Origin of the sequence: Sphingopyxis sp. LK2115, from assembly GCF_014595975.1 — a bacterium.
Lineage (GTDB): Bacteria > Pseudomonadota > Alphaproteobacteria > Sphingomonadales > Sphingomonadaceae > Sphingopyxis.
Window position 1 is genome coordinate 1 of the sequence record NZ_JABWGQ010000010.1, and the last position, 2487, is coordinate 2487.

General features: G+C 60.6%; 2 protein-coding genes and 2 pseudogenes. 1 reads left to right on the forward strand and 3 read right to left on the reverse strand.

The window, feature by feature from the left end; genetic code table 11:
* The 3 genes and pseudogenes from HUW43_RS01515 to HUW43_RS01520 form a co-directional block, all read right to left on the reverse strand.
* Positions 1-109, reverse strand: a pseudogene (locus HUW43_RS01515) (IS66 family transposase zinc-finger binding domain-containing protein); the annotation flags it as partial.
* Between the two features lie 40 nt (positions 110-149).
* Positions 150-707: pseudogene (locus tag HUW43_RS15990) on the reverse strand (transposase); the annotation flags it as partial.
* A gap of 487 nt (positions 708-1194) precedes the next feature.
* Complete coding sequence (locus HUW43_RS01520) at positions 1195-1458, reverse strand: hypothetical protein (RefSeq protein WP_188235777.1); 264 nt, start codon at positions 1456-1458, stop codon at positions 1195-1197.
* A gap of 17 nt (positions 1459-1475) precedes the next feature.
* Here HUW43_RS01520 and HUW43_RS01525 point away from each other — a divergent pair.
* On the forward strand, positions 1476-2487 hold a 1012-nt coding region (locus HUW43_RS01525; protein ID WP_223181186.1), incomplete at its 3' end, for a tyrosine-type recombinase/integrase.

A 2487-nucleotide genomic window follows, 5' to 3' on the forward strand; every position in this document is an offset into this window, starting at 1 on the left:
CGATCGCGCTCTCGCACGAACGGCAGCCATAACGCGGCCGCCGGGTGACCAGGACGCGGAAGGTGGTCGGCACCACATCGAGGCGCTCGGCCACATCCTCGCCGATCTTCCGAATGTGCCGATGGCAGGATCACACCCTCGGCCTCAAGCTGTTTACGCAAATCCCGCCGCCAGGCGTATAGCTGCGAGGGATCCAGCCCATGCCGGCGCGCCACAGGACTGACGCCCTTGCGGCCCGAATAGCACTCCGCGACAATCGAGGCCTCCACCTCGGGCGGCCACTCCCGCCGCTTGCCCGCGCCGATGAACACCTCAAGGCGGCGCGCCAAGCTGGCCGCCGGACGCCCACCCAGCGCCAGCCTAAGGTGATGTACGATAGAATCCAGGCGGGCCGTACGCCGGGCAAATGTTGCAGTCACATCTGGAGGAAAGCGTTCAACGAAGATCCGCGTGGTGCAGCGGGATGTGGCGCAGCGAAAACGCCGGGCGACAAGAGTAATCCGAACCGGTCGGCCATGAGAGAGTAGATCGGCGAGTGTACAGTGATATCGACTGTGGACACGCGCAGATGGGCGGCAGCAGTTCGGGTAAATCGAAACTCGAAATCGGGATCGCCGGGTGATCCGTATCTGATCGGCGGCATACTCGACCTTGTCGATCACCAATCCTGTTGGCGCAATGGCTTCGCGAAAACCTCTCCCATGCATGGCGATCTCCTCCTTCGGGGAAAAACTCGCCACTATCAACGCACTTGCACCAAAAGTGAGTCAGAGCCCCATTCTGGCGCTAATCCACATCCTAACGCGAAGGGCTCGGGCGCTTTAGCGTACGAAAGCCTCTGATGGGGGAACCCGCGTGGGCTCTGGGATTGAGCTATGGGATTTGTTTTGGCCTGGTCGGAAGGGCACCGTACATAGTTGCAAGACGACCCGGGCGACAGCGCGAGGCGCGAACTCGACCGTTATGATCGACGCTCAAAGCCTCCATTTGTCGTCCTTTGGCGGATGTGCGGCAACTCTCTGAGGCGATCGGCGCAAGGCGGCCCGTTGGCCAGCGCCGGGCGCGCGCGGTCGTTCTTGGGAATGGGGGCAATTGCCGCACTGGCCGAACTCGAACGCGTGGTCTCGACCTTATTGGCCTCGTCAACAGGACTGGGCCGCAATAGCTAGCAAGTTGCCAGCTCGAATTCGACGCTCATAAAATGATTACTCGGTCGGCGATTTTTCTGCCGGCGAGCTTGAAAAGCTGCGACTGCGATCGCGAGCGAATTTGCAACCAAAAATCGGCTTCCGATATCGTCCAGCCCTTGCCAAATTTTGTGATGGTTTCTATGATGGTTTCAGCGGTATCTCGTTGTTGATTGCATCGGATTTCCGCCGCTTTGATGCCCAGTTCAGTTCCTCTTCTGGGCACCATTTTTCTTTCCGGACGCATCCGCAACCGTCCGGAAAAATCCAAGAAGTCAAAGACTTTTCATGGATCTGGCGTCCACCGGCATCCGGCTGGAATCGTTGCAATTGACGGTATCCAACGGTGTTTTTGACGGTATCAGAACCGGCAAAAAAAGTGGCTTCATGCTTACCGATCTGGCAGTCCGAAAGGCAGTTGCACGCGACAAGCCCTACAAGCTCTCTGACGGGGACGGCCTGTACCTGCTGGTCACCAAGGCCGGTCAGCGGTGCTGGCGGGTCGACTATCGCTTTGGAGAAAAGCGAGCGACAGCCGCGCTGGGGGTCTATCCGACCGTCACCCTCGCCGAGGCGCGCGCCAAACGGCTGGAGATCAAGAAACAGATCGCAGAGGGCATCAATCCCGCCGCCAAGCGCAAGATCGACAAGATCACCGGGCCGCTCGCCAATGTGAACAGCTTCAAGGCCGTGGCGGAAGAATGGCTCGACAAGGCCCGACGCGAGGGCCGTGCCGATGTGACCGTGGGCAAGCTGACATGGCTGCTCGAATTCGCCTACCCCATCATCGGAGACCGAAAGGTCAACGAGATCAAGGCGCCCGAGCTGCTGGCCGTCCTGCGCGCTGTCGAAAAGCGCGGCCATTACGAAACCGCACGACGCCTACGCAGTATCTGCGGGCAGGTATTCCGCTATGCCATCGTCACCGGCCGCGCCGACCGCGACGTGTCGGCAGACCTGCGCGGCGCACTGATCGTGCCCAAGGTGACGCACCGCGCCGCCATCACCACACCGAAGGAAGTGGGCGATCTGCTGCGCGCGATCGACGCCTATTCAGGCTATCCGGTCACGCGCGCAGCGCTGCGGCTGGCTCCCTATGTCTTCGTGCGCGCTGGCGAACTGCGGCAGGCCGAATGTAGCGAGTTCGACTTCACCCGCAACATCTGGACCATCGCTGCCGACAAGACCAAGATGCGCGTCGCGCACCGCGTGCCGCTCAGCCGTCAGGTGCTCGCCATACTAGGCCGTAGATCTGTAATTGCAGAGCTAGGCGGTGCGATCTGTAATTGCAGAGCTAGGC